The organism is Streptomyces sp. CRN 30, assembly GCF_034105845.1.
Genome location: NZ_JAVRHI010000197.1, coordinates 1 through 6,572 on the forward strand (window position 1 = coordinate 1; position 6,572 = coordinate 6,572).

General features: G+C 73.3%; 4 protein-coding genes. All 4 read right to left on the reverse strand.

Translation table 11 applies throughout. The annotated features are described in order from the left end of the window. Positions 1 to 2,574: DUF5682 family protein (locus UW392_RS20865; RefSeq protein WP_320776570.1), on the reverse strand; the 2,574-nt coding region annotated here is incomplete at its 3' end. A gap of 104 nt (positions 2,575 to 2,678) precedes the next feature. After that, positions 2,679 to 3,803, reverse strand: coding sequence for an AAA family ATPase (locus UW392_RS20870; protein ID WP_320776568.1), 1,125 nt, complete (start codon positions 3,801 to 3,803; stop codon positions 2,679 to 2,681). A 60-nt stretch (positions 3,804 to 3,863) separates the two neighbouring features. Further along, positions 3,864 to 5,357 carry a vWA domain-containing protein gene (locus UW392_RS20875; RefSeq protein ID WP_414496496.1) on the reverse strand — a complete coding sequence of 498 codons (1,494 nt, stop codon included), beginning with the start codon at positions 5,355 to 5,357 and terminating at the stop codon, positions 3,864 to 3,866. Continuing rightward, positions 5,354 to 6,572 (reverse strand): hypothetical protein (locus tag UW392_RS20880; RefSeq protein ID WP_320776569.1); only part of this gene is annotated, 1,219 nt, incomplete at its 5' end. The genes UW392_RS20875 and UW392_RS20880, both read right to left, overlap by 4 nt.

Consider the following 6,572-nt stretch of genomic DNA (forward strand, 5'->3'; position numbering starts at 1 on the left):
CGGGGCCGCCGGGCCCGCCGACCCCGCGCGCCGGACGGCGGACGGTTCCGGCAGCGGCGCCCGCCACGGCGGTATCCACGTGTCCAGCTCCGCCAGCCGGGCCGGGAAGATCCGGCCCGCCTCGCGGATCAGCAGCGGCGCGAGGTCCGCCGCGCCGGAGCGCAGGGTGGTGATCAGCAGCGGCAGCCACGGCAGAAGGACCGCGTCCGGGAGCCGGCCGAAGGCGTTCGACACCGCCTCCACCACGACGTCCGCCAGCCCCGGCACGGGCTCCAGCGCGTGCACGAACCCGCTCAGGTAGCGCGGATAGGCGGGCACCACCAGCGGGTTGTCGAGCAGTTCCGCGCACCGGGACCGCAGCTCGGCGCGGGACAGGGTGCCGAGCTGTGCCTGTGCCGCCCACAGCAGGGCCGTCTTCTCCGGCTCGTCGGGGTGCGACTGGGCGACGGCCAGCTCCAGCTGCGCCCGGTCGCAGCCCAGGGACAGCGCCAGGCTCTCCATGCTGAACAGGAACCCGAGCATCGCCGCCACCTGGCCCACTCTCGCGTCCTCGTCGCGGAACGCGGTGGGCAGCAGCGTGCAGTAGTGGGCGTAACCGGTCTTGGCGAACTCCTCGATCCACGACGGCAGCGACGGCTCACTGGTGCGGTAGTACGCCAGCAGCGCCCGTACCCGGCGCAGTACCTCCGGGGCGCCGTCGACGCTGCGCTCGGCGGCGAGCACCTTCAGCGCGTGGGTGCCCAGTTCGTCGGCGAGACGGCGGCTGTTCAGGTACAGCGTCGCGTCCTCCACCGCCGCCAGCACCGTCGCCGCGGTCGCCCGCGGCCCGTACGCCTCGCGGCGCAGCCGCTGCTCCAGGACCTGCTCCAGGCTGACGCCCTCGTAGCCCAGCTCGATCAGCGCCCGCTGGTGGGTGCCGAGCGCGAGGTCCCAGGACTCCTGGATCGACCGCTCGCCGAGCCGCCGCTCACCCATGACGGTCCGGGCGGCGCCGTGCGGCAGCAGCCGCCGCAGCATCCACAGCACGTCGGAACAGCGCCCCAGCTCCGGCCGGGACGTCAGGTCCAGCAGGGCCCGCTGCACACCGCGCTGTCGCAGCTTCAGCCCCAGCGGTTCGAGCCGGTCGTAGACGTCGCGGGCGAGCGGAGGCAGCGCGTCGTAGCCGACCTGCCCGATCCGGTCGCCGCCCATCATGATCTCGACCAGCCGCCGCACGTCCCGCCGGCCGGGCACGCTGTCCTTCTCGATGCAGGTGACCGCCGCGTCCTGGAAGTCGTACGGGGTGGGCTTGGCCCGGTCCCGCATCCCGGCGAGGAGGATCGACGTCTCGAAGACGGCGATGGCGTCCGCGGTGGAGGCCAGGTAGCCGCTGCGGCGGGCGGCGCGCACGATCTCCACGGACCAGCCGAGCAGTTCGGCCTCGTCGAGGATGTCGAGGACGGGCGGCTCGCGGAGGAAACCGGAGAGCCGGTCGGTGCCGGCGGCCGGGTCACGGGGGTCCCGGGAGCCCGGGGGAGGGACCGCCGGGGCCGAGACGGCGGTCTTCGCGGCGGTCTTCCTGGCCGCCGTCTTCCCGGCGCCCGCCTGCCCGGCCAGCCGGTAGGGCTTCACCCGGGTGCGCCTGAGGGCCTTCGTCCACTCCGTCGCCGCGATCGACACCGAGCCGGACACCAGCCCGAACTGCGCCTCGATCGCGGCGTTGCTGGACGGGATCAGACCGTACTGCCAGGTCGTCGCCGTACGCGGGGAGATCTCGAAGGTGTCGGCGCCCGCCACCCCGAACTCCTCGACACGGCTGGCCGCGTGGAAGGCGCCGCAGACGTACAGGCAGTCCTCGGGGTCCGCCCCGGTGGCCGCGAGGTGTTCACGCATCCGGGTCCACATGTACCGCTCACGGTCCTCGTCCACCCGGACCCGGTCGGCGTCCCCGGGGGCGAGCCGCCGGAACAGGCTGCCGACGAGGAACATCACCTGGCGGTAGGTGTCATGGCCGCTGCCGCCGAGCGGCACCTCGACGTACTGGTGCCACCACTCCGACCAGTGCCGCACCTTGCCGTGGCGCAGGAGGTGCTCCTCCAGCTCCGCGAAGCGCGGCCGCAGGTCGCCGATCTCGACACCGACGGCCTCGCCGTGCAGCCCGCTCTCCTCGTCCACCGGCGCGGCGGGGTCGCCCTCGGCGGTCTCCGCCGTGCCCTCGCCGCGCGGGTCCCACTGGAAGACGTGGTCCGAGGAACGGTCGACCAGGACCAGTTCGACGCCGGGGGTGTCCAGCGCGTAGGCGATCGCCTGGTACTCGGCGGACGCCTCGGTGACCGGGGCGACGACCGACAGCGGCGCCCAGTCGGCGGGGAACCCGTCGACGTCCCCGGCGAACGCCTGCACCGCCACCGGCAGCCGGCAGTTGCGTAGCTCGGTCAGGAGCGGCGCCATGTCCTCGCACAGCTCCAGGTACACCACCTTCGGCTGCTTCTCGCGCAGGCGGCGGGCCATGGCGAGGGCGGAGGCGGGGGAGTGGTGGCAGACGGGGAAGATCTCCAGCGGCTCGCGCGCCGCGCGGTCGACGTCGTCGACCATGCCGAGCAGGATGCCCTCCAGGGCGTCCGGACCGCCCGCGAACTCGGTCGCCGCCGCGGTCAGTTCGTCCCGCAGCGCACCGAACGAGGTGCCTCGATCGGCGCTCACGACAGGGTGGCGATCGCGTCGCGGCCGCCGTCGAGGAACTCCGGCCAGTCCCCGCCCTCGGCCTTGCTGCGCGGCTCGACGACACCGTGCAGGTACTTGTTGAGGATGGCGAGGTCCTCGGGCTCGCGCCGGGTGAGGGAACCGACCAGCGAGGAGGCGAGCGTACGGGCGGTCAGGGCGCGCTCCCCGAAGAAGTTGCCGTGCAGGACGGCGTCCTCCAGCACGCCGATCTGCTCGGCCGTGGACAGCGCGGACTCCAGCTTCTCGTCGTCGCTGCCGGCGGCCGCCGCGGACGCCCGCAGGTCGGCGAAGCTCCGCAGCAGCACGTCGAGCAGGGTCGGCGGCACGTCCAGCTCGATCGAGTGGCGGCGCAGCAGCTCCTCGGTGCGGAACCGGACGATCTCCGCCTCGCTCTTCTTGTTCGTCACCACCGGGATGCGGACGAAGTTGAAGCGGCGCTTCAGGGCGGACGACAGGTCGTTGACACCCCGGTCGCGGCTGTTGGCCGTGGCGATGATCGAGAAGCCCGGCTTGGCGAAGACGATGTTGTCGCTGTCGGCGTCACTGCCCAGCTCGGGGACCGAGATGTACTTCTCGGACAGGATCGAGATGAGCGCGTCCTGGACGTCGCTCGTGGAGCGGGTCAGCTCCTCGAAGCGGCCGATGGCGCCCGTCTCCATCGCGGTCATGATCGGAGAGGGGATCATCGACTCCCGCGACTGGCCCTTGGCGATGACCATGGAGACGTTCCACGAGTACTTGATGTGGTCCTCGGTGGTGCCGGCCGTGCCCTGCACCACCAGCGTGGAGTTGCGGGAGATCGCGGCGGACAGCAGCTCGGCCAGCCAGCTCTTGCCCGTCCCCGGATCGCCGATGAGGAGCAGACCGCGGTCGGAGGCGAGCGTGACGATCGAACGCTCCACGAAGCTGCGGTCGCCGAACCACTTCTGCGCCACCTCGCGGTCCAGGCCGTCGGCCCGCTCGGAGCCGAGGACGAACAGCCGCACCATCTTCGGCGACAGGCGCCACGAGAACGGCTTGGGGTTGTCGTCGATCGACTCCAGCCAGTCGAGTTCCTCGGCGTACTTGATCTCGGCGGGGGCGCGCAGCAGGTCGGACATGAGGACATGGCCCTTCGTGAAGGAGGTGGGAAGGAAAGAGGAGGAGAGCGAGCGGGCGGCTCAGGTGAGGAACGTCTTCAGCTCGTGCACGAGCTTCTTGATGTGCCCGGAGATCACCGGAGTTCCGAGGTCCTTGAACTTCTCCCGGAACCACGGGTTGACGCTGCCGCGACCGGCGCTCGTCACCGAGCCGACGGGTATGAACTTCGCCCCCGAGCGGTGCACGGCCGCCATGGACTCGAACAGCTCGGTGTGCCGCCACTCGTAGAAGTCGGAGATCCACACCACGACCGTGTTGCGCGGTTCGGCGATCTTCGGCTGGGCGAGCGCCATCGCCACCGTGCCGTCGGTACCGCCGCCGAGCTTGGTGCGCAGCAGCGTCTCGAACGGGTCGTGCGCCCACGGTGTCAGGTCCAGCGCCTGCGTGTCGTAGGCGATGAGGTGTACGTCGACCTTCGGCAGTCCGGCGAAGATGGACGCGAGGATGGTGCAGTTGACCATCGAGTCGACCATGGAGCCCGACTGGTCCACGACCACGATCAGGCGCTGCGGGGTCGTCTTGCGGCTGGTGTGCCGGTAGTAGAGGCGGTCGACGTAGAGCCGCTCCTCCTGCGGGTCCCAGTTGGTGAGGTTCTTCCAGATGGTGCGGTCGATGTCGAGGTTGCGGTAGACGCGCTTCGGCGGGACGGAACGGTCGAGTTCGCCGACCGTGGCCTTCTCCACCTGGGTGCGCAGCACCGCGCCGACCTCGTCGACATAGCGGCGGATGAGGGACTTGGCGTTGGCGAGGGCCACGCCGGAGAGGTTGTCCTTGTCGCGCAGGAGCTGCTCGATCAGAGACATGCTCGGGGTGAGCCGCGCCGCCAGTCGCGGGTCGGCGAGCACCTCGCGCAGCCGCATCCGCCGCACCAGGCCGGCCTCGATGTCGTTGAGGTCGGGTCCGATCGGGGGCACGAGGCGGGTCAGGTCGGGCGTGGGACCGCCGAAGCCGGTGCCGGTCGGGCTGACGCCGGCGCCTGGGCGGCCTCCGCCGCCGGTGCTCCCGCGTCCGCCGCGCAGCTCGCCGGGGCGGCAGCCCAGCGCCCGCTCCAGCCAGCCCGCGTCGGCCTGCCACTGCGCGAGCTGACCGGCGGTGACCGCGCCGGGGCGGGTGGCGAAGACGTTGAGCAGCACCTTGGAGGCGAGGGCGGCGCGGCGGACCTCGGCGGCCCGGTCGCGGGAGCCGTCCTCCTCCGGCTCGGGGGTCATCAGGCCGTCGAACGCGTCGGCCAGCTCGGGGTGGCGCTGCACGACGGAGTCGACGGAGGCGTCCGGGTCGAGCAGGGCGGGCGGCAGCCCGATGTCCTCCACGACGGCGAGACTCGCCGCCTCAAGCCCGGCCTGCTCCTCGGAGTCGAAGAGCCGCGCGAGCAGCCGCCAGTACAACACCTGCCGCCGGTTCTCACCGGCGTCGGGGACGGGGCCGCCGGAGGGGTTGGGGTCGGCTGAGGGGACGGGGCCGGCCGAGGGAGCGGGTTCGGGGGCGGGAGTCTGTCCCGTTGTGGGCCCGGTCACTTGCGCAGCAGCTTTCCGGCGCGCTCACGCAGTACCGTCACCGCGTCCGTGGCGGCCTTCTCCGCCCGCACCCCCGCCTTGTCGGCCGTACCGCCCGCCCAGGCGCCCGCGTGCACGGCGACCGGCTTCTTCCGCACCGTCTTCTCCACGGCGAGCGGCTGGAGCAGGAACTCCCCGGCGTCCCAGCGCAGCAGCCCCAGGCACGCGGTGGACGCGGCGACGGCCTCCGGCGTCAGCGGACCGGCGGCCGGTACCCGGGCCGTGTCGACGGCGAGACGCCGCCCGGCGACCTCGAAGGCGACCGCGCCGTCCTCCTCCTCCCGTACGGCGGCGTACCCCTCCAGCAGCACCGGCACGGCGATCCGCGCCGGGTGCCGGTCGAGCGGCGCCGTCGGGAAGGGCACGGCGGCCGGCAGCGCCACCCGGGCGGTGGCGAAGGCGTCGGCGGCCTCACCCGCGCGGGCCCGCGCGTCGTCCCAGATCAGGTCGCCCGCGTCGGTGACGGGCATCGCGTCGAGCTCCATCGCCCGGCCTTCGCCGACCGCCGCCAGCAGCGACATGTGCGGCCGGAGCAGCTGCCACAGCCCCGCCCCGACGACGGTGTCCGGCTTGGGCGCGGAGACGGAGGCCCGCACCAGCCGGGCCGTCCCGCCGTCGGCGGGCTCGAACACGGCGTGCACCTGGGCCTGGACGGCGGTGGCGTGTTCCTGCACGTCGACGCCGAGCGGCAGCAGCCGGCCGGTCGCCTCCGTCGTCACCGGGGCGGTGTCCGCGCCGGGCACGGTCAGCAGCAGCCCGCGCGACCACAGGTCGGCCCACCGGCGTACCGGGACGCGCTCCAGGGTCGCTCCCGGGCACGATGCGGCGAGTTCGGCGGCGAACCCGTCGAGCAGCGTGGCGAGCCGGCGCAGCGCCGGGTCGGGCAGCAGCGCGGCGACGACGGGCGCGGCCCCGGCGACCAGGTCCTGATCGATACCGCGCCAGCCGGCCCGGACGAGGTCGGCCAGCCAACCGCGGGCGGCGGAACGGAGGTTCGCCGCGTGTTCCTCGCCCCTGGTCCCGGCAGGCGGCTCCCCGGCTCCCGGCCGGCCGGTGATCTCGTCGACGCGGGCGCCGAGCGCGTCGTGCGCCGAGCCGAGCAGGGCGATCCGCGCGGCGGCGAGCGCGACGAGGTGGTCCTCGCCAGCGGCGCCGGCGCCCGCCTTCTCGGCCGCC